Source organism: uncultured Gimesia sp., assembly GCF_937910335.1.
In the GTDB taxonomy this organism is placed as follows: domain Bacteria; phylum Planctomycetota; class Planctomycetia; order Planctomycetales; family Planctomycetaceae; genus Gimesia.
Map to the genome: position 1 here is coordinate 1 of NZ_CALEMX010000615.1, position 19,694 is coordinate 19,694.

Below are 19,694 nucleotides of genomic sequence, written 5' to 3' on the forward strand. Positions count from 1 at the left end.
CCACTCTCTGAAATCTTAATTAATCTGAAAAATTGATTCTTAGAGGCTGCCTATACTGATTCATTACTGAGAATCCTTTGCTGCAAATGCCAGTTAGATAAACGAATCCACGGTGATGATCACAATGATGATCACGCCGATAGCCATTTTTCCGACGACTCCCAAAATACGGCCGATAAATGCCGCGCGACTGATTTCCCCTCGATCAACGTCCTGATTACCTTTCCACATCTCTCCAAGATAAGCGCCCATATAGGCACCCAGGGCTCCTCCCAGTATCGCGCCGCCAATGGTTCCAATCGGGGGCACAATGGGAGTGGCGACCGTGGCACCCACCAGACTGCCCACAAAAGTGGCCAAAAGTGAGAGTATCATCGCGCGCCGGCTGGCTCCTTTTTTCGCAGCGCCTGCCGATCCACCCAGCAGCTCGACCAGTTCACCCACTCCCGCCAATGCAGCAGCAATCAGGATGACGGTGAGCGACAGGCCATTGTAATCTTCGACTGGCATCAAGACATAAAACAGCGCAGACAGAAACACAACAATCCAGTTGCCCGGCATGAGAAACAGAATCGATACCCAGGCGGTTAAATTCGCCAGGAGTAACAAAACCGCCATCAAATAATAAAATGTGAATGGAACCCAGTCATACAACCACTCAAATGACATACTTGAAAACCTGAAAATGGTACTTGAAAATGCGCCAGCAATATTTCGTCAGTTTATGTGTTCTTTGCGTCAGGCGTAATCTTAGTTCGTCGATCGTTCCAAATTATTGTGGAATACGAAAAAAGGACGAACATTTTGACTCTGTTTGAGGTTAATAAGTAGAGTCATTTCAGCTATTTTGGGCACATTTAGTGTTCTGTTGAACAGTTTTTCTGAAGGGCGATGCAGTCAATGATTGTAATTGTCTGAATTCAGGGGTAAAATTCTAAGTTTGATAAGCCATTGATGGTCGAAAATTCTTATAATCGACGATGATGTTAATCATTGGATCTGGAATCTGAAAATTCCTTCCAATTCACTACTGATTACAATCAGCAAATTTAAATGAATGCTGATTTGGTGCCTATTTCAGTCTAATCTGAGGAGCAGACCGTGAGTGTTGTCAATTCCGCCAGGGACGTTCATGTTGATGAAATTATAGATGTTGAACCGCGCAACTGGTTGAACTTGAAGGAAGTTCCTGCCTGGTTTATCAGTCTGGGGGTGCATTTGCTGATTTTGTTTGCGCTGGCCAGCATTACGCGCATTACATTACTCGATTCCGAGCACGCGATTATTTCGTCGATTGAAGAAATTGATCCGGACGTTTTCAAACTCGATCCGACGATTTCGGATGTCGTCGGCACAGCGGGCGACACGAATATTTTATCCCCTTCATTGGCAGCGGCGCCGCAAACGTCAAAGGAACAGCAGGAGGCGATGAAAAATCAGTTGGAAACAGAAATCGAAACTCCGGAGCCTCTGTTTGATGATAAGATCACTGAACCTGCCCAGGAACAACTGACCGCAGCCGTCGATGTCACCGGGGAAACAGACCGTCCAGGAGGTGTCGCAGGCGCTATCGACCGTTTGACTCTGGAAATTGCGGCAACGGCCAAAGAAAAGAAATTACTGGTGGTCTGGTTGTTTGATGTATCTGCTTCAGTCAGCAAGCGGCGTAATGAAATCGCAGACCGGTTTGAAAATGTCTATAAGCAGTTGGGCATCCTCGAAGCGGCTGAAAATGAAAATTCGTTGAAAACAGCGGTCGCCTCTTTTGGTGCGACGACACAATTCATCACAAAGGAACCAGTCAGTGATGTAAAAGAGATCGTTGCGAAGATTCGTTCGATTAAACCGGATGCTTCAGGAGACGAAAATGTGTTTGGTGCCGTCAACGCAGTTTCCAAACGCTGGCTTTCCTACAAAAGGCAGGGAAGACGGAATATGATGGTGATTGTCGTAACTGATGAAGCAGGTTCGGATGCTCAGCAAAACCTCGAAGAAACGATTCTGCTGACCAAACGAAATGGGATTAAATGTTATGTCGTAGGAAACGCTGCTCCCTTTGGTCAACGCGAAGTGATTCTACGCGATTACGAAATCGAACCCGGCCTCAAAGTTGATATGGCTGTTTTAGAAACCGGTCCGGAAACGGTGATGTCGGAGCGGGTCAAGATGCCATTCTGGGGTCAGACTGATTACAAAATTCGTCAGCTTTCTTCTGGCTATGGTCCCTATGGCTTGACTCGATTGTGTGCAGAAACCAATGGTATTTACTTCATTACCCAGGAAACTGCGGGCCCTAAATTTGAAGCCGCCGATATGCGGGGTTATCACCCCGATTACATTTCGATTCGTGATTATCAAAAGAAGATCGAAAAGAATGCAGCGAAAATGGCACTGGTTAAAACAGCCACCGCAACGCGGCTCTCAAAACGCAGACTGCCAACTCCTACTCTCGTATTTCCCGCAACTTCTGACAATGTGTTGAGACAGGCAATTACAGCAGCTCAAAAGCCGGTTTCAGAGTTGGATTATGGCTTGAATGAAATTCAGATGATGCTGGAACAGGGATTGAAAGATCGAAAGAAAATTACGGAACCTCGCTGGCGTGCGAATTATGACCTGGCGTTAGGTCGCGTTCTGGCCATACGCGTGCGGACTTTTGGATACAACACGATCCTGGCAGAAATGAAAAGCAGCCCGAAATCATTCACCAAAAAAGGCAATAATGCCTGGAGTCTGGTGCCCGCCAAAGACGTGAAGTCCAGCCCGTCCGTACGTAAACTGGGCAAACAGGCAAAGGAATTACTAAACGGAATTATCGATAATCATCCAGGAACGCCCTGGGCATATTTGGCCGCGATGGAACTGGATCAACCATTAGGGTGGGGCTGGCAGGAACTCAAATTAAATCTTGACCCTCAGGGAAATCGCGTGAGAACTAACAATCCACGTTTTGCAGAAGAACAACGCAAGAGACGTGAGAGACTCAAAAAAATGGGGATCGATGGATCAAAACCCGTCAAAATCTGAATGGAATCGCAAAACAGATGGTACAACTTGATGACGGAAATGTACCCTATATAAGGTTCATTTCAATGTTCTTATTTATTATAAATTACTAGAATCGTATCAACGTAATATTGATGCCCAGCGTAGTATTACTGTTGAGACAAAACAGGCACACTTGCTGGATAGGACACATTCAGCAGTGATGACAGCCAGGGGGACCTTTTCTGATGGCTCAGGCGCGAGATTATTCAGCTTTTTTCACATCTTTGATTGTACACGCGGTGATTCTGACAGCGATGGGCATGGTTCACCATCATCTTACTGACAATCAACCCGAAGTAGCGATTGAAACAATCTTTGACGACGAACGTGATCAAGCCGAATTTGAACAGGTTCTAGAAACAAATCTGACCGTCTCTGAAAACCTCAGCGTTACATCGGGAGGCATGGTGTCGACCAATGTAGGTGCTTCAACGGCTCCGGCAATCTCCTCACAGAAAATTGAAACATCGGAAAGTCTGAAAGAGCCGGAAATCAAAATCAATGCGGGTGAAATTACCGCACCCGGCGATGATATCTTAGGTAAAGACCTGGGAGTTGGTGAAGTCACCGGTGAAGTAGGGGCCGTCGTTGATGGCTATGGTACTGCGATGAGCCGTATCTCCAAAGAACTGATCCGCATCATGCGGGAAGAAAAGATCATGGTAGTCTGGCTGTTCGATGAATCGGGCAGTATGAAAGACGATCAGAAGGAAATCCGTGATAACTTCAATAAAATTTACAGCGAGCTGGGAATTGCCGCCAAACAGGAATCCAAAACCCGAGCACGTGATCAGACATTGCTGACCACCATTCTCAGTTACGGGGCCGGCGTGCATGTGCATACCCCCAAACCAACAACTGATTTAAAAGAAGTCCAAGACGCGATCACAAAAATTCAAGAGGATGAAACTGGTAAAGAAAATATGTGCCAGACAGTCTCTGCAACCATTGATAAATACGCCATCATGGCACGTAAACAAGACCGCAGGTTATGTATCGTCGTAGTGACAGATGAATCAGGCGATGACGGAGCGGCGGTTGAAGAAGTCATCACTCGCGCGAAACGTAGTAAATCGCCGATTTATATTCTGGGGCGGGAATCCGTGTTTGGTTATCCCTATGCACGCCAGATCTGGCGCGATAAGAAATATAATTTACCGTTCTGGATCCAGATCAATCGTGGACCGGAAACGGCGTTTCCCGAATCGTTACAATACGACGGATTGCACGGTCGTTGGGATGCCTTTTCTGCTGGCTTCGGACCGTATGAACAAGTTCGAATTGCCCGTGAAACCGGCGGGATTTTCTTTGTGCTGCCTGGAAAAGAAGCCACCCTGGCCGGAGCCGGTAGTGCAGACAAGCGCCAGTTCCGTTTTCAGGACATGAAAGAATATCAACCGTTGTTACTTTCCCGTCGTGATTACGACGCCTCACGTAGTGCCAGCAAGTTCCGTACTGCGATCTGGAAAGTGATCGTCACTCTCAATCCTCATCTGGACAAACAGTTGAATGTCAGAGAACTTTATTATCCGATCAAGAAAAAAGAGTTCTATGATATCGGTAGTAAAGAAGTTCCCAAGGCAATTCGCGCTATGGGACTCTTGCAAAAATCGGTGGATATTCTGGAATCGATCAAACCTTTACGGGCGCAGGAAAAATCACCACGCTGGAGAGCCGCCTACGATTTAACACTTGCACAATGCCTTGCGTATCGAGTGCGTCTGTTTCAGTTTTGTCTCGCCATGGACAATCACGCCAAGAATATGCCGCCGTTGAAGAAAAAAACCAACAACGTTTGGCATGTCAGACGTGTGCCAAAGATGCTGCCTCCCGATGAACAGCAGGTCAAACTGACCAAAGTCAGCGTGAAACATCTGGATGAGCAGCTAAAGAAAGCGGAAGTGCAATATAAATTTGTCATGAAAGAGCATCCGGGAACACCTTGGGCACAAAGGGCCGGCTATGAGATGAGACAGGGTTTTGGGATGACTTTTGTCGACGATTATCGCAGTCCACTTTACGATCAAAAGCGAAAAGAGATCAAAGTTCCCAAATTTTAAGGGAGCAGAATTACTTAAGATCATTAAGTCAATGCAGGGTACTTCCGGAAATATTTCCGCGGAAGTGCCCTGTTTGCTTTTAACGAGTGTACTCGCTGCGTAGCATATAACGAGTACTGTTATTTCAAATGACAACACTCACTTTCAGGAGTTTTCAACACGATGAAGATATTTCGCACGCATGAATATTTGAATGCCTTTACCGGAATCATGGCCGCGATTCTGATTTCTTCCTTTTTGGGAAGCAGTGCTTATTCCGGCGAAAAAAACAGTGAATCAGATGCAGGCTGGGTCGATTTGTTTAACGGCAAAGATCTGACCGGCTGGCGAATTGCTGAAGGCGGTCCCTGGGAAGTGAAAGATGGTACCATCGTTGTATCAGGCAAGCGTTCGCACCTCTTCACGGAAAAAGAATTTAAGAACTTTGAATTCAAAGCAGACGTCATGACCACTCCCGGCAGTAACTCGGGTATTTTCTTTCACAGCAAATTTCAGGAAGAAGGCTGGCCAACACAAGGCTATGAATCGCAAGTCAATGTCACACATAAAGACCCTGTCAAAACCGGCAGCATTTATAACCGTGTGAAACTGTTTAAAACTCCTGCTAAAGATAATGAATGGTGGACGCAGCATATCATCGTCAAAGGTCGCAACGTTGTCATCAAAATCAACGGTGAAACCGTCATTGATTACACCGAACCTGAAGGCGCAAAGGGCTCTCCTTCTCTTGGCGAGAAAGGCAGCTTTGCTTTGCAGGCACACGATCCTAAAAGCGTGGTCTATTACAAAAATATTCGTGTCAAACCACTGGCTGACTGATATCAGTCTTTATCGACATATGTATTTTTTTGAGCCCTCGCTACCGTCGAGGGCTTTTTCTTCAGATTAGATTCAGCAAAGAACTGACAAGTGAAACTGGGATACAACACCAATGGTCTGGCCTTCCATCGCTGGGACGATGCCATTCGACTGATCGCGGAAACAGGATATGAATCAGTCGCGATAACCGTTGATCATTATTGTCTTAATCCGTTTTCATCCGACCTTCCAGCGCGGTTACAGGATATGCGCGCTATGCTGGAACAACATCAGCTTTCTTCGGTCATCGAAACGGGAGCCCGGTTTTTATTAAACCCAAGCGCCAAGCATGAGCCAACTCTGGTCAGTACAACACCAGAAGACCGTGCGCGACGTGTTGATTTTTTAAAGCGCTGTATCGATGAAGCTGCGTATTTGAACTCCGACGCTGTTTCGTTCTGGGCGGGGCAACTCAAAGATGATATTTCTCGCGAAGCCGCCCTGATGCGCCTGGCAGAGGGTTGTCGGGAGGTCATTGAATATGCGGCAGAGAAACAGGTCAAATTGGCATTTGAACCCGAACCAGGCATGTTGATCGAAACTCTGAACGATTTTGAAGAACTCACTCAGCATGTCGATCATCCCTGTTTCGGTCTGACAGTTGATATCGGACACTTGCAATGTATGGGGGAAACACCCATCAGCCAGGTGATCCAGCCCTGGGGTCATCGCATTTTCAATATTCATATTGAAGATATGAACTTTGGAAAGCATGATCATCTACGATTTGGTGAAGGCGAGATCGATTTTGAAGATGTCCTGTCTGGTCTGAAACAAATCAATTACGCCGGAGGCCTGCACGTGGAATTAAGTCGGCACAGCCATATGGCGCCAGATGTAGTACAAGAGTCATTCCGCTTTCTGCAAGACTTCTTAGATCTACCCTGAACGAAACAGCAGAAATGCAATATACATCGAGATAGTCTATTTGTATTTTTCTGGTTGTAATGATTCTACAGCTTAGTTCAATAAAATCAGGCCTGCTCCAGTCTCAGACCCGCTGATTACGATAAAAGAAGAGTAGCGATCATCACAGAGGGGTTGTCTGTTTTGCACCCTATCGACTCAAAACAGACTAACTTCGGCCTTGTTTCTGTGAATCTTTCCACTTTTTTCGATCCCAAGTCAATATGGCTTCTTCGATATCCAAAACCTTCGATCTATTGGCGCAAAGCAGAAATTCACATGCTGTGAATGCTTTAATTCTGGCTTTGGATGTGGACGATCCGGATATCAGGGAACGAGCTGTCTCTGCTTTACTAGTGCAGCAGAGCGCACGCGGGCTGGTAGAGGTGATACGTCGTAACGCGACACACACGCCCGCGATTCGTAAGAGATTGGAATCCCATTCGTCTGCATTAGAAGCCGCCATCAAACAGTGTTTGTTACATGGAAACCACGAATTACAGTATAGTGCTTTGGAATTTGTGAGGCTCACGAGCGATTTTAGACAGATCCCGACTCTGGTCTCCTTATTTGATAATAGTCGGTCAGTAAATCATCAACCCGAATTGATCATACAAACCCTGCGTTATCTGGTTGGGCGGCTCTATGAGCATTTTCTGGACAAGTCCGTAGATTCGGTCTACTCGAGTTCGTTTTTAAAAAATGCAGAACAAATTCGAAGAGATGTTTTGTCATCCCTCGCGTCGGCTGCAGAGCATTATCAGGAATTTGATCGACCCGAGGAAATAGTGGAAAGCCTGCTGGTTCTAGGTGATGTCAGTGACCCTGCGATCAGAAAAATCATGTGGCATTCTGATGGTGAAACCAGAGAGTATGTCGAACAAGTCTTGAAAGAGAGCAAACACATCGGCGTGATGCAGTTAATCTGCGATTTTACCGAAGTCAATTATCCGAATTCCAAAGCGATCGAAGCCATCGCAGAACGTGAGGACCCGGAATTTATTTCCCATTTATTACGCTGGCTGCCAGACAAACCCTCAGATCTAGTACAGACGAATTTCAAGCAAATTGGAAATATCTCCTGGCTGAGAGCCAACAGACAGAATCTTAAGAAGATTCCACAAGCCCTGCAAACTGCTGTGATCAGACTCATTTCGCTCATTGATCTGGATCTGGCAAGTAAAAAACAGGCACAAAAATGGATGTTGCAGTATGGGACGACGGAAGCAAAAGAAGCAGCCATAGGGATATTACGAAATCTTGATTCCATGGAAGTCACCGAAATGGTACTGGAAAATCTTGATTCGGAAGATCCCATTCAGCAGGCCTGGGCAACCTGTCAATTACGATCTAATCAGGTACCAGATGCCATTAACTTACTGATTAATAAAATTGACAGCCCGCTGGAAGAGGTCCGGGAAGCGGCCCGTCAAGAGCTTTCCAGCTTTGATGTCGATTATGTCCTTGAGCATTACGAAGAGTTCAATGCACAAGTCTGGCCCGCAGTTGGTAAGATGTTGATGAAACTGAACCCCAAAACAGTTTTGGAATTCAGTCGTGCGATGGCACACCCTTTAAGAAAACGTCGAACTCAGGCCGCCCGTTGTGTACACGCCCTCAATTTGCACGATCAGTTGATCCCGGCGCTGGCTTCATTGATTGAAGATCCCGACGATACAGTACGCAGAACCAGTGCAGAAATTCTGGCGACCCTTGAACTGCCCGCAGCCAGGCAGGCTCTGGTTCCTTTGGTCACCGATCATAACTCGCGTATTCGGGATATCGCTGTCAAAGTTTTACAACCAGATCAGACTTCAAAGAACCCCAGTCTATAAGAGAATCGGATGGTGAAACGATGAATGTGGAATTCAATACGATTCTGGCAGGACATACCAATGAAATTTCAGAGGCGTTCCGAAACCGTAGTCTCTTACAGGAAAACTGGTTGTTGATCTCTGCGACGATTGTCATCGGCATGGTCTGGGTCTCACTGTATTTATGGGAAAATTACCAGGTCCGACGCAAAGCAATGAAAGATACGCCTCAGGGGTTATTCTACGATTTATGTAAAACCAACCGCTTAGGTCGTGCGGATATTAACTATCTGCTCAAAGCGACGACGGAACATTATGGCGATCAACCTGCAATGATTTTTATCGATCCCCAAATTCTCAAAAATTATATCAGTGAAGCGAGTTCTGATACCAGGTATTATGAAAAACTCGCCCAGCGACTCTTTCAAAAGTGATTCTGTTGAGACACGGAAATTGTGATTCCGCAAGAGTCGTTTATGCCATACCAGCTATTCAACGCCTTTCATTGGGATTTTCTGCCACCCCAATTGATCAATTCGGTCAAATTCTGCTTCGATGTTGGTTCCCGTGAAGAAAGAGAACCAGCCTTTTATGTGGGTGGTTTCTCCGGGAGGGCAGTCAGGAAAGATCGGGTCGGAATGCAGACACGGACACTTCTGATTTCCCCAGGTTTTAAAGCAAGGGCTCCACGCCATAATGATCCAGTGATTGCCCGATTCCGATTTGCAGGCTGCATACGGTGCACGAAACACTTTATTCGCATTGTTCTGCTGCGAGAAGCCTTTTGCCATTTTGAGCATAGCGCAGTTTTGCACGTGGAGTTTTGATAGTGGTTTGTCGGTCCCGTTTGTCAGCAACATATCCATCAGCACGGCATCCTTTCGAGGCACTACAACAGTATGGAATTGAATCCCATTAGGCAGCTTACGTAACAAAGAGAGCATGCCACTTTTGTGTCGTGTCCATTCCATCTGCGGTAATTCAATATTTTGCTTCGACCAGATCGTGGGCACATGTGTGTGCGCCAGATACGTCAGTCCCAGATTTGACCAGATCGCTTCGGGGATATCCAGCACGACATAACTGCTCTGATCCCAAGGCGTGAATACAGAAATCTTAGTTTCACGCTGAGGATGGATGGCCCCTTCCAGAAAACCAATTCGCGGATGCCGCCCACCGGGATATGGTTTGATCAGTAAAGGAGCATTCGGTTTTGTGTTGGAGTTCGAACCGGGTTTCAATTTGAGCCCTTTGATGGCAATCTGAATGTCCGATTGCTCCAGTCCAGTCGCCTGTTGAATTTCATCCACCGTAAAGTCGTGAAACACAACCATGTTCTCCAGCCAGTACTTCAGATCCTCTCTACTCGTCGGTTTCCGAGCATTGGGAAACGCATCGTTGGCGTGAGTATTTGTCACTCCAAGAGTCAGTACCATCAGTAAGAAAATAGCAACGCAGCATATCCGCAACATTAGAGCACCTCATGCTTTGCCAGTTTAAACCAGATTGATGAGTAAGAATTTTACATTAGTTCCACGAAAAAATATACAATTCTTTGAGCGAACTCTGGATTTGGATCGTTTATCAGCTTGATAGCGGGCAGAGTAGTTTATAATGAATGGTGCGCTTGACAGTATGCGGATCAGTCGTGGGTTGCCAGCGACGGACAGGAAACGTCGATCCGACCTGTTTGAGGTATGGTGTTTATGATGAAAAACGATCCAGTCAGCTTGCAAGCTTACTCGCAATCGTTGTTGAGCCAGGTGAGCTCAGTCCTCTGCTTTATCATTCTTCTACCAGCAATTCTTTTCTTCAACATATCGGCTGTTTGGGGGTTGTTGCTGTTTGTGCTTGCCTTCATCTTGAGTCAGTTTCTGTACGGCATGTTTTTCACTTTCGACTCACAAAATCGTCAAGTAAAAGTGACGCGGGCCTGGTTCTATTATTTCAGAACCTCTTCATTCGTCATCGACTTTAAAGACGTGCAGTTTATCGAGATCAAAAGAGCAGACCCTGCCTGCGATGAGATCGAACTCAAAATGTCCCACCGGACATACAGACTAGGCGGGCTCGACGTGGATGAATTCTTCTTGAAACTCTGTAAAATGTTTCCGCAGTTCACGCCACCTGAACCTCGGGCGCCCCTCGCCAGTATCTCGGATTCTTTCACACATGAGTAGGACCAAAATGAGTTCCATTCACAAAGAACAATTTTGCGCAACGCATATTCTACATCAGATTCTTGGCAAACTTAACACAATTATGTGCCCATAAATCTCCCTTGTGACACTGACAAGCTCAATTATCGAGAGAGTAAAATTAATTGCAGTGGTAAATGGTTCTCACTCATAATCTTGGATATACTCTATCACAATATTCCAACAATTTTTTATCTGAGGAAAAGGCCAATGGGAGGAGGACCTGGAGCAGGAGGAGTTCTCATTCAATATTTTCTTGTAATGCTGATCGCGATTCCCGCTCATTTATTAAGTTATCGCTACTGGCGTAAGCATTTTATTGTGCGTTACTTACTGACTTCTTTGCTTATTGCTGTCGTTGCTTTGTTAATTCCAATTAGTTTCTGGTTAAACATTGGTAATCGCAGTTATCCCGAACCAATGATTTGGAAGTACTTCTTGCTCAACTTGTTTGTGGCTTTTTTGGCTGGCATCCCGCTAATAGGAGTTTATCTAAGGGAGCGAAAGTAAGCTGAAGTAGTAAATCTAAATAGAGTTTAATTAAAAATTAGAAAATATATTTATGGCTGATTACCACGTCTATCGAGATTACTCAGGAACAATGAAGTCAGACGTGTTTTATGAGCTTGCTGTTCCGATGGATTCTGACATTGCAGAATTGGAATATCATAAAGCAGAAGGCTGGGAGTATATTTCTAAGTGTTCGCCAACAGAGCTTGAACTTGCAGAAGAGGGTCGAAGGGCATGGCTGGAATGTGGAATTGTTAATTCAAAAAATACAAAACAAAAAAAATGCCCCTCTGATCAGTCGCATGTGACTGAGGAATATTTTTCAGACTTGGAAGTAGAACTCTGGCATTCGGAAGATCAAGAGGTCCTTCAATCTGAGTTCAATCTTACGAGGCCTTGGTTCGAAATGCCAAGGCACGAACAAGCTCTGATTGTAACCGCTTCATTTGCCGAACAGATCAGACAGAGTGGCTTAACAGGAGCCGGGTTTGTTCCGGTCAAAATTAAAGATCCCGATGGACCAGCCGAAAAATCAATTCCACAGTTATTTGCTTTACAGTATCAAGGCACAAAATGTCTAAGACCGTTCAGAGTCCAAGGAGCAAAAAATGCTTGTCCCTTCTGTGGGCATGGACCATTAATTTGTCAGGAATGTGGCTTTCCTCATTTTTCTTGTCCAGAATGCAATCACTCTGCAACGACACCAAAAGATGAGCACAAAGGTCCGGCTGACAAAACCCTCATCCTTTCTCCACCAGAACAACGGGAAATTCTGGTCTTGGATGGCAGCAGATGGGACGGTTCTGATTTTGTATATGTCAGTGGTAATTCAGAGCTTGATACCAATGTCGTTTCCAAACGTGCTTTAGACTGGTTAATCAGCATTCACGCTGCTCCCTTCTGCGCTAGACCTGTTCAGTTCTGCATCGATGGGATGACTGATCAGCAACTCCAGCAGCTCGATGTTGTTCAGAAACCAATTCTCACTTAACTCTTTGAAGAGTTCACAGAAATCGAGCAATGAGCAGTGTGACCCTCTGTACAAGGGGGAAAGTCACAAAAAGAAACTCAATCTGTGCGATTTCGATAGCGATGAGGGTAGCTCTCCCCAGCTAAACCCATCACTATAGACACACATCACCAAACCCCCTAAAATCTGCCGGTTTTTTAAGTTCACACCCCCACAGACAGTATCGGCCCTCCTTAATGAATTCTCAGCAGACCGCCGCGCCCCTTTCGGAATCTGACATTCCCATCTCTGAAGAAGCCCCTTTGCAGGCGACAGAGCCGGGCAGATATGCCTCTTGGGAATGGGGCACGCTGGGATGGGTGGCCATCATTCATCTGGGACTGCTAGCGGCTCCCTTTTATTTTACCTGGACCGGACTGGCGACCTGTATTTTTCTTGGCTGGCTGACTGGCTGCATTGGGATTTGCATGGGCTATCATCGTTTGCTTACGCATGGCAGCTTTCAGACACATCGATTTACATTTCGCCTGATTGGCTTGATTGGTTTATTAGCCGGGCAGGGGCCCCCCATTCAATGGGTGGCCAATCATCGTAAACATCATCTCTACAGCGATCAGCCTGAAGATCCACATTCGCCGCGCGACGGACGCTGGTGGAGTCACATCCTCTGGCTGGTGCCTTTCCATACTGCAGAAGAAGTGCAGGCAACACACGAACGTTACGCCCCCGATTTGCTCAAAGATCCCTTCATGCGTTTCCTGCAGAAAACATTTCTGTTATGGCACATTGGCATGGGAGCCATTCTGTACGGCATCGGCTATTGGCTGGGTGGAACGAATCTGGCAATCAGCATGCTCGTATGGGGCATGTTTGTACGATTGTTTTATGTGTTGCATGCGACCTGGTTCGTCAATTCTGCCACGCACATCTGGGGCTATCGCAATTACGAAACGACCGACGATAGCCGCAACCTGTGGTGGGTCGCTCTTTTGACTTATGGTGAAGGCTGGCACAATAACCATCACAAGTATCAACGCATGGCGAAGAACGGCCACAAATGGTGGGAATTCGACATGACCTATGGTGTCATCCTTATTCTCGAAAAACTGGGACTGGCCTGGAAAGTCGTCAAGACACCACCTGCCAATGACAAAGACTCCGTCATCAAACCACCCAAATTCGCCAAGACACAAGAGACCGTTCAACGCTAGCCACAATCAAATATCACCGAACGCAACGACTGTTTTTTAATTCCATTTTCGTCAATTGTGAGCGGTATTGTGTGCCACTGGTGACTCGTCACCAGTGCTCGTGCTAAGAGGTTCCCATACTATTTCCTTTACAAAGAGGAATGGGTGGGCTCGAATGCAATTCGGGCCGAGCGGAGCGAGCAGGAAGTTTCGGGTAAACCATATTCAATCAGTTTGATATTCGTCGGACTATGAACCGATTGATACGGTTGTTCTAAGGTTGTACCTGCACTGTCGGGCGAGCCGAACAGTGGCACACCAGATAGGGGTTTTGTCCTGGAAATTGATGTTAAAACCGATTCAATTGCTCACTCTGTTTCCGTCCCCAGATGCTCCATGGCAGCAGGCATGCGCTGGATATTTCCTTCACGATCCACACAGGCAATCACACTGTGAGCCGCGGCGACAGAAACGCCATCCAGAAAGAGTTCGTAATCGTGTTCCAGCTTGGCACCGGTGACTTTCGAGAGTGTGGTTCGCAGCGTCAGCACATCATCGTAGCGGGCAGGCCGTCTGTAGCGACATTCGATTCTTGAAACGACAAGCAGATAGCCTTTTTCTTCCATCTCACGGTAATTGCCACCCTGAGCACGAAAGAGTTCGGTACGGCCCATTTCAAAATAGTCGAAGTAATTGCCATGATGCAGAAAACCCATGGAGTCCGTTTCACTGTAGCGAACACGGATCTCCATCTCATGCGAGGCAGACATAGTGCAGAGCATTCCTTTATCGAATTAAGATCGGACAGGAGTAGTAAGCGAAACGTCATAGGTACGATGAGAATCATCGTCGTTTTCGTTTTGCGAATTCGTGACCGCGATCTGATATAGCTTGCGGCCCGCTTCTGTAGGATAAGTCGTATCGATACAAGCCTGACACAGAGAAGAGCTGGGTAGATCAATCGCGCGGGCAATCGATTCCTTTGGCAGATATTTCAAACTATCTGCGCCAATGGCCTTCGCCATGGCCTCTTCGACTTCCGGAGTCATTTCGCCCCCTTGCAGAAACTTAGGCGCGAACAGTTCGTTGATAGTTGACATGTCAATGCCATAAAAACAGGGGGCAATGATCGGCGGGCAAGCCACACGCACATGTATTTCCCGGGCACGACCACGCTCTTTTAACTGGCTGATTAATGCTTTCATTGTGGTCGAACGTACGATCGTGTCTTCCACCAGCAGCACACGTTTGCCTTCGAGTACTTCAGGGAGCGGCGTATATTTGGCACGCACCTTGTCACTGCGGTTGGCACCTTCGATAAAGGTACGGCCGATATAGCGATTTCGAATTAAACCTTCCAGACTGGGAATACTTAAATGAAAGGCCATGCTGTCGGCTGCGGCTTTCGCGGTATCAGGTACAGGAACCACGATAGTATCTTCGTCAATCGGAACTGTTTCCTGCTTAGCTAGTTCTTCTCCCAGTCGTTTGCGGGTGATATAAACGCTCTGGTCATCCAGTGTACTGCAAACGTTGGCGAAATAGATCCATTCAAAGAAACAATGAGCCGTCTGTTTGGGCTTGGCATATTCGCGAATGGAGAGCTCTCCATCTTGAATGATGACTGCGGAACCGGGGGGAAGACTGTAAATCTTATCTGCTTCAAAGCCCATGTTCGCCAGGGCCACACTTTCGCTGGCCGCTGCAAACAGCGAACCATCAAAGGCGTAACACAAAGGACGAATGCCGACAGGGTCGCGCGAGACAAACATGTTCCCCAACGCATCCAGAAAAACGATATTGTAGGCACCATCCAGTCGTTTGCTGAGGTTTGCCAGAATATCAATCAGTTTGCCGGGATTTTCTTTGGAAAGTTCCTGCGAAATCAGATGCATCAAGATTTCGGTGTCGGTTTCCCGCGCAAGATGAAAGTCAGATTCGGCCAGAACTTCCTGGCAGAGTTCCTGATAGTTGGCTAACTGACCGTTAAAGCCGAAACTGAACCATTTGGATTTCTGAATATGGTGTCGTTCAAAGGGTTGCGCATAGCTCCGTTCATCTTTTCCACAGGTGGCATAACGCACATGCCCGATGGCTGCAGGGCCTTCGTACTTTTCCATCAGATCATTGAATGTCTGCTGATGATTGAGCTGAAATACTTCAGTGACGGTACCAACGTCTTTATGGGTATCAATTAACTGATTGCGTGACGGGTTAAACGTCGTCATGCCGGCTGCTAACTGGCCACGATTCTGGATATCCAGCAGTAACCGGGAGATAAGTTGTGATGTCTTATCAGGGGCTCCCAGCGGGGTCAGAGGGCTGGGAGCTTTATTGGGAAGGTGATAAACGGCAGCGACGCCGCATTCGTGGTATAGTTCCGACATAAAATGCCTTAGTTCGTGGATAAGGGTTTAAAATCAGTGTGAACCGGGTGAACTATGAGATAAATTGTTTTATGGCTGTTGGTAAGAGGCAAACAGAATCAGAGAAATTGTAGTGAATATTATGGTAAATTACCCCGATTTCCTGCCAAACTCTCGCTATTAAATGTCGATGCGGCAGCCACAGGCTACTATAGTATATAAATAATAAGAAATAGGGACCCGGTGGGGAGTGCCTGTTTGATTTTTTTTTGTGATTCCTTTAAAAAGTGCTGACGGTGAGCCTTACAAGACGTGAAGTGATCGAAACCGCGGAAACGCTGGTCATTAAAATTGGAACAAACGTTCTCTCTTGTGAAGATGGTACACTCAATCTGGAGCGGATTGAATCGCTGGCTGAGCAGATTCACCGCATCAAAGAGACAGGCCGCAAAGTAGTCGTCGTTTCCAGTGGGGCCGTAGGTGCGGGCATGAGCCTTTTGGGATTAAAAGAACGCCCCCGCGATCTCAGTCACCTGCAGGCGTCTGCCGCAGTCGGCCAGGCACATTTAATCCGACGCTATGATCTCTGTCTGCAAAAACATGGTTATCATGCGGCCCAGCTGCTTGTGACAGCCAACGATTTTAAAAATCGGACCCGCTATCTCAATGTGCGAAATACCATCCATACACTCTTCGAGTATGGGGCGGTACCCATCGTGAACGAAAATGATACGGTCAGTATTAAGGAAATCAAATTCGGCGATAACGATCATCTGGCGGCAATGGTGACCAGTCTGGTAAAGAAACCACTACTGGTAATTCTGTCTGTCATCGATGGATTGTATAACGCTGATCCCCACTTACCCGATAGTTCCCGCATTTCACTGGTACAGGATTGGAAACCTGAATTACTTTCGATGGCGACGGATCAAAGCAGTTCCCTGGGGACGGGAGGCATGAAATCCAAATTACACGCCGTACATTCTGCAACTGCCGTTGGAGAAAATGTGATCATTGCGAATGGCACGGAAGAAGGGGTCCTCGATCGAATTCTGAAAGCGGAAGACGTAGGCACCCTGTTTCTGGCACAGGGGGCTACGGTTTCTGCCTGGAAGCGTTGGATCGGTTATACAATTCGGCCAAAAGGAAAATTTCATCTGGACGAAGGGGCAACCAAAGCCATTCGAGAAGGAGGAAAATCGTTGTTGGCGATTGGTATTAAATCGATTGACGGAACATTTGAAAGTGGTGAAGCCGTCACTCTGGTCAGCGCGACGGGCGAAGAATTTGCACGCGGACTGAGTAACTACAATTCCACCGATCTGGCAAAAATTATAACGCAGCGTTCAGATCAAATTGCAACCATCTTAGGAGCAGTGCCTTATTCCGAAGTAATTCATCGGGATAATTTGGCAGTACTCGAAAATCATCCTGCTTTGTAGGGAGCGCGCTATGTGGGTAACCGAAACAGCCATTCCGCCGATGATCATTTGCAGTATTCTCGCCGTCGTTTTATTTGTGCAATATTATTTAAGGCATCAAGTAAAATACATCGTTGGGTGCCTGGTGATGATCGGGGCAATCGTTGGATTTTATTTTCTAGAACAGAGTATTATTACAGAGCGGGAACGCGTCGAAGCCGATCTTTACGGGTTGATCGGCGCATTTGAAAAAAAGGAAGTCGAACCGACACTGAATTATATCAGCCGTCAGGCACCGGGGTTAAGAGCTTTGGTGCAGACTGCGTTAAATCTGGTGACCATTGATGGAGAACTCAGAATTACTGACGTATTGACCGAGTTGAGGTCAGAAAATTCGGTCGCCACCACCCATTTTCGAGCGAATGGCGCTGCAACCTTTGGTGGTTTTTCTGGTAGCTCACCAACTCGCTGGGAATTGACTTGGCAAAAAATGGGAGGCGAATGGAAAGTGACCAAAGCCAGCCGCCTCAACCCAATTACTGGTGAACCACTTCGTGTGATGTCAAGATGACACCGAAGATGAAATGGTTTGCAGGTTGAACGCAACAGGTTTTAAACTGCCAATGTACCCAATTTTTGCAATCTTAATTTCCGCAGAAGTGGCTATCTCTCACCCAAAAAAATCCCTGCTAACGAATGGCACTGCCGGTTGTAGTGTCTCGTTTACGTTCATACGTTCATCCCCCTTTGGTCTCCGATATACCAGTGAAGAAAATGAACTTGACAACGTCCCTCCCTTCGCGAATATGCGTTGTTAAGTGTCGCGCGCGAGTGAGACATCAATCCACTTGAGATAACAACACCAGTTCAAATTCCACACCATAAAAGGCCCTCGTTTCAGAAAAATGGACCTCAACATCTCTTGGACTCGTCCCCAACGTTCACCGGTTATCGACGGTCTTCGGTCGCTTATCGACGGCTTTCGAACACCATTCAACCACCATTCGACAGCCTTCAACAACTCATCGCGCAATAAAAATATCTTGACACCCCCGCGCCCTTTAACAAAATCATTCACAGTCAAATCAATTAAAATTCCAAAAAACACAACAGCCCCCATGTGCAAACAACCAGATTTTAAAAAGTGAATTGTGAGAATAGAAATCATTAGCACCCCCCTTACTACATCAAGAAACGACACCATGGGTGAGCCCGAATGTAATGCGGGCCAAACGCAGCGAGCAGGAAACTGATAGAAGAATGGAAGGAATAAAATGTAAGTATCATAAAACATAAAAGAGGAGGAAAAGAAACGACCTGCCAAAACCCAGGCAGCATTCACCCGCAGGAGAGATTCTACCAGATCGCAAAGAACTACTCACAGATGAAAATTCAACATCAACCCCCAATGAAACTTAACCAATTTCGCGAATCCAACGGAGGGCGACTATTTAAAGGCGCCACAGGAGAACTTGCTCAAACAATTTACGACGAGGAATCGTAACTGCGAGTAGGAAGACTTTTTTTCAATTGAGTATTGTATTTAATATATAAAAATTGTATATAATGTATATTCATGACTTCAATTTTTGTCTTTAAGAGAAATGATCAATGGCGGCAGTCGTTTCAAAAGAATTAATGCATGGTTCTCGCAGGCAGACCCTGGTGCAGCAGGTTCTGGTCAGGTTCTTTCAGGGCGAATTCCAGGCAAATCAACGAATGACAGTCCAGGCGTTAGCCAAAGAATGGAACGTCAGTGCAACTCCCGTACGGGAAGCGTTGGTCGAACTGGAAGGGATTGGCATTGTCGAAATCTTTCCGAATCGAGGGGCGGTGCTTCGTAATTTTGGCGCCAAAGAATTACGGGAAATCTGTCAGGTCAGACGGATTCTGGAGAGCGAGGCGACGCGTTGTGCCTGTGGTCATATCACCCCGCATGAGTTAGAAAAACTGAAACAGATTTTCAATGAATTGGCCACAGCGAAACGAACTGTTGAGTGGTCGGAAACGACGCAGGAATGGGATGATTACCTGCACGCACTAATTTATCAGACGTGCGGCAGCGAACGTCTTGCTCATGAAATCAATCGGTATCGGGTTTTATATCGGACCTTGCGACAAATTCGGCACAGTAAACGCCAGAACGTTAAGGACTATGAACAGATGGAAGAGAACGCAGAACATCTGCGGATTGTCCAGGCGCTGTCAACCGGAGATCCGGAAGCCGCGGCGAAAGCCATGAACGACCATCTACAACAAGCTTCGATCGGATTGGAACGCGATCTGTTTCAGAACCAGAATTCGTAAACCGCAGGTCAGAGATATGAACTACTATCACGACAGGAATGCAGCA

At 46.5% G+C, this 19,694-nt stretch carries 18 protein-coding genes; 13 read left to right on the top strand and 5 right to left on the bottom strand.

Annotation, left to right across the window (positions count from 1 at the left end):
- Nucleotides 1-93: 93 nt before the first annotated feature.
- Nucleotides 94-669: a DUF456 domain-containing protein gene (locus Q0668_RS25170; protein WP_298869317.1), complete on the bottom strand. Its 576-nt coding sequence runs from the start codon at nt 667-669 to the stop codon at nt 94-96.
- Nucleotides 670-1,101: 432 nt separating this feature from the next.
- On the opposite strand from Q0668_RS25170, the gene Q0668_RS25175 reads away from it, so the two are divergent.
- The 6 genes from Q0668_RS25175 to Q0668_RS25200 all read left to right on the top strand — a co-directional run bounded on the left by Q0668_RS25175 (nt 1,102) and on the right by Q0668_RS25200 (nt 9,120).
- Entirely contained in the window at nt 1,102-3,027 is a 1,926-nt protein-coding gene (locus tag Q0668_RS25175) for a vWA domain-containing protein (protein WP_298869319.1), read from the top strand.
- Between the two features lie 206 nt (nt 3,028-3,233).
- Nucleotides 3,234-5,108 carry a vWA domain-containing protein gene (locus Q0668_RS25180; protein ID WP_298869320.1) on the top strand — a complete coding sequence of 625 codons (1,875 nt, stop codon included), beginning with the start codon at nt 3,234-3,236 and terminating at the stop codon, nt 5,106-5,108.
- 162 nt (nt 5,109-5,270) lie between these two features.
- Nucleotides 5,271-5,927, top strand: coding sequence for a DUF1080 domain-containing protein (locus tag Q0668_RS25185; protein WP_298869321.1), 657 nt, complete (start codon nt 5,271-5,273; stop codon nt 5,925-5,927).
- Between the two features lie 90 nt (nt 5,928-6,017).
- The gene (locus Q0668_RS25190) at nt 6,018-6,854 is read left to right on the top strand and encodes a sugar phosphate isomerase/epimerase family protein (RefSeq protein WP_298869322.1); all 837 of its coding nucleotides are present in this window, start codon (nt 6,018-6,020) and stop codon (nt 6,852-6,854) included.
- Between the two features lie 302 nt (nt 6,855-7,156).
- Nucleotides 7,157-8,707, top strand: a complete 1,551-nt coding sequence (locus tag Q0668_RS25195) for a HEAT repeat domain-containing protein (protein ID WP_298869323.1) — start codon at nt 7,157-7,159, stop codon at nt 8,705-8,707.
- A 20-nt stretch (nt 8,708-8,727) separates the two neighbouring features.
- Nucleotides 8,728-9,120 carry a hypothetical protein gene (locus Q0668_RS25200; protein ID WP_298869324.1) on the top strand — a complete coding sequence of 131 codons (393 nt, stop codon included), beginning with the start codon at nt 8,728-8,730 and terminating at the stop codon, nt 9,118-9,120.
- Nucleotides 9,121-9,174: 54 nt separating this feature from the next.
- Here Q0668_RS25200 and Q0668_RS25205 read toward each other — a convergent pair whose 3' ends face one another.
- The gene (locus Q0668_RS25205) at nt 9,175-10,158 is read right to left on the bottom strand and encodes a hypothetical protein (RefSeq protein WP_298869325.1); all 984 of its coding nucleotides are present in this window, start codon (nt 10,156-10,158) and stop codon (nt 9,175-9,177) included.
- A gap of 234 nt (nt 10,159-10,392) precedes the next feature.
- Between Q0668_RS25205 and Q0668_RS25210 the strand changes: the two genes are divergently transcribed.
- From Q0668_RS25210 to Q0668_RS25225, 4 genes are all read left to right on the top strand, one after another.
- The gene (locus Q0668_RS25210) at nt 10,393-10,866 is read left to right on the top strand and encodes a hypothetical protein (protein WP_298869326.1); all 474 of its coding nucleotides are present in this window, start codon (nt 10,393-10,395) and stop codon (nt 10,864-10,866) included.
- Nucleotides 10,867-11,094: 228 nt separating this feature from the next.
- Nucleotides 11,095-11,394: a hypothetical protein gene (locus Q0668_RS25215; protein WP_298869327.1), complete on the top strand. Its 300-nt coding sequence runs from the start codon at nt 11,095-11,097 to the stop codon at nt 11,392-11,394.
- A gap of 52 nt (nt 11,395-11,446) precedes the next feature.
- Nucleotides 11,447-12,385 (top strand): hypothetical protein, encoded by a 939-nt coding sequence (locus Q0668_RS25220; RefSeq protein WP_298869328.1) that lies wholly within the window; start codon nt 11,447-11,449, stop codon nt 12,383-12,385.
- A gap of 215 nt (nt 12,386-12,600) precedes the next feature.
- Nucleotides 12,601-13,575 carry a fatty acid desaturase gene (locus Q0668_RS25225; RefSeq protein WP_298869329.1) on the top strand — a complete coding sequence of 325 codons (975 nt, stop codon included), beginning with the start codon at nt 12,601-12,603 and terminating at the stop codon, nt 13,573-13,575.
- A gap of 347 nt (nt 13,576-13,922) precedes the next feature.
- Here the strand turns inward: Q0668_RS25225 and Q0668_RS25230 are convergent, their stop codons facing one another.
- Nucleotides 13,923-14,324 (bottom strand): thioesterase family protein, encoded by a 402-nt coding sequence (locus Q0668_RS25230; RefSeq protein ID WP_298869331.1) that lies wholly within the window; start codon nt 14,322-14,324, stop codon nt 13,923-13,925.
- 24 nt (nt 14,325-14,348) lie between these two features.
- Nucleotides 14,349-15,941 (bottom strand): class II glutamine amidotransferase, encoded by a 1,593-nt coding sequence (locus tag Q0668_RS25235; RefSeq protein ID WP_298869332.1) that lies wholly within the window; start codon nt 15,939-15,941, stop codon nt 14,349-14,351.
- A 275-nt stretch (nt 15,942-16,216) separates the two neighbouring features.
- Between Q0668_RS25235 and proB the strand changes: the two genes are divergently transcribed.
- Together proB and Q0668_RS25245 are read left to right on the top strand one after the other, a co-directional pair.
- Entirely contained in the window at nt 16,217-17,362 is a 1,146-nt protein-coding gene (gene proB / locus Q0668_RS25240; RefSeq protein ID WP_298869333.1) for a glutamate 5-kinase, read from the top strand.
- Nucleotides 17,363-17,372: 10 nt separating this feature from the next.
- Nucleotides 17,373-17,912 carry a hypothetical protein gene (locus tag Q0668_RS25245; RefSeq protein ID WP_298869334.1) on the top strand — a complete coding sequence of 180 codons (540 nt, stop codon included), beginning with the start codon at nt 17,373-17,375 and terminating at the stop codon, nt 17,910-17,912.
- Between the two features lie 243 nt (nt 17,913-18,155).
- Here Q0668_RS25245 and Q0668_RS25250 read toward each other — a convergent pair whose 3' ends face one another.
- Nucleotides 18,156-18,509: a hypothetical protein gene (locus Q0668_RS25250; protein WP_298869335.1), complete on the bottom strand. Its 354-nt coding sequence runs from the start codon at nt 18,507-18,509 to the stop codon at nt 18,156-18,158.
- Between the two features lie 443 nt (nt 18,510-18,952).
- On the opposite strand from Q0668_RS25250, the gene Q0668_RS25255 reads away from it, so the two are divergent.
- Nucleotides 18,953-19,648 (top strand): GntR family transcriptional regulator, encoded by a 696-nt coding sequence (locus tag Q0668_RS25255; RefSeq protein ID WP_298869336.1) that lies wholly within the window; start codon nt 18,953-18,955, stop codon nt 19,646-19,648.
- Nucleotides 19,649-19,694: the final 46 nt, after the last annotated feature.

Excerpts from the sequence above, each read along its gene's own strand:
- Q0668_RS25170 (WP_298869317.1), bottom strand. The coding sequence starts at position 669 with ATGTCATTTGAGTGGTTGTATGACTGGGTTCCATTCACATTTTATTAT.
- Q0668_RS25180 (WP_298869320.1), top strand. The coding sequence starts at position 3,234 with ATGGCTCAGGCGCGAGATTATTCAGCTTTTTTCACATCTTTGATTGTA.
- Q0668_RS25185 (WP_298869321.1), top strand. The coding sequence starts at position 5,271 with ATGAAGATATTTCGCACGCATGAATATTTGAATGCCTTTACCGGAATC.
- Q0668_RS25200 (WP_298869324.1), top strand. The coding sequence starts at position 8,728 with ATGAATGTGGAATTCAATACGATTCTGGCAGGACATACCAATGAAATT.
- Q0668_RS25205 (WP_298869325.1), bottom strand. The coding sequence starts at position 10,158 with ATGTTGCGGATATGCTGCGTTGCTATTTTCTTACTGATGGTACTGACT.
- Q0668_RS25210 (WP_298869326.1), top strand. The coding sequence starts at position 10,393 with ATGATGAAAAACGATCCAGTCAGCTTGCAAGCTTACTCGCAATCGTTG.
- Q0668_RS25215 (WP_298869327.1), top strand. The coding sequence starts at position 11,095 with ATGGGAGGAGGACCTGGAGCAGGAGGAGTTCTCATTCAATATTTTCTT.
- Q0668_RS25220 (WP_298869328.1), top strand. The coding sequence starts at position 11,447 with ATGGCTGATTACCACGTCTATCGAGATTACTCAGGAACAATGAAGTCA.
- Q0668_RS25225 (WP_298869329.1), top strand. The coding sequence starts at position 12,601 with ATGAATTCTCAGCAGACCGCCGCGCCCCTTTCGGAATCTGACATTCCC.
- Q0668_RS25230 (WP_298869331.1), bottom strand. The coding sequence starts at position 14,324 with ATGTCTGCCTCGCATGAGATGGAGATCCGTGTTCGCTACAGTGAAACG.
- Q0668_RS25235 (WP_298869332.1), bottom strand. The coding sequence starts at position 15,941 with ATGTCGGAACTATACCACGAATGCGGCGTCGCTGCCGTTTATCACCTT.
- Q0668_RS25245 (WP_298869334.1), top strand. The coding sequence starts at position 17,373 with ATGTGGGTAACCGAAACAGCCATTCCGCCGATGATCATTTGCAGTATT.
- Q0668_RS25250 (WP_298869335.1), bottom strand. The coding sequence starts at position 18,509 with ATGATTTCTATTCTCACAATTCACTTTTTAAAATCTGGTTGTTTGCAC.
- Q0668_RS25255 (WP_298869336.1), top strand. The coding sequence starts at position 18,953 with ATGGCGGCAGTCGTTTCAAAAGAATTAATGCATGGTTCTCGCAGGCAG.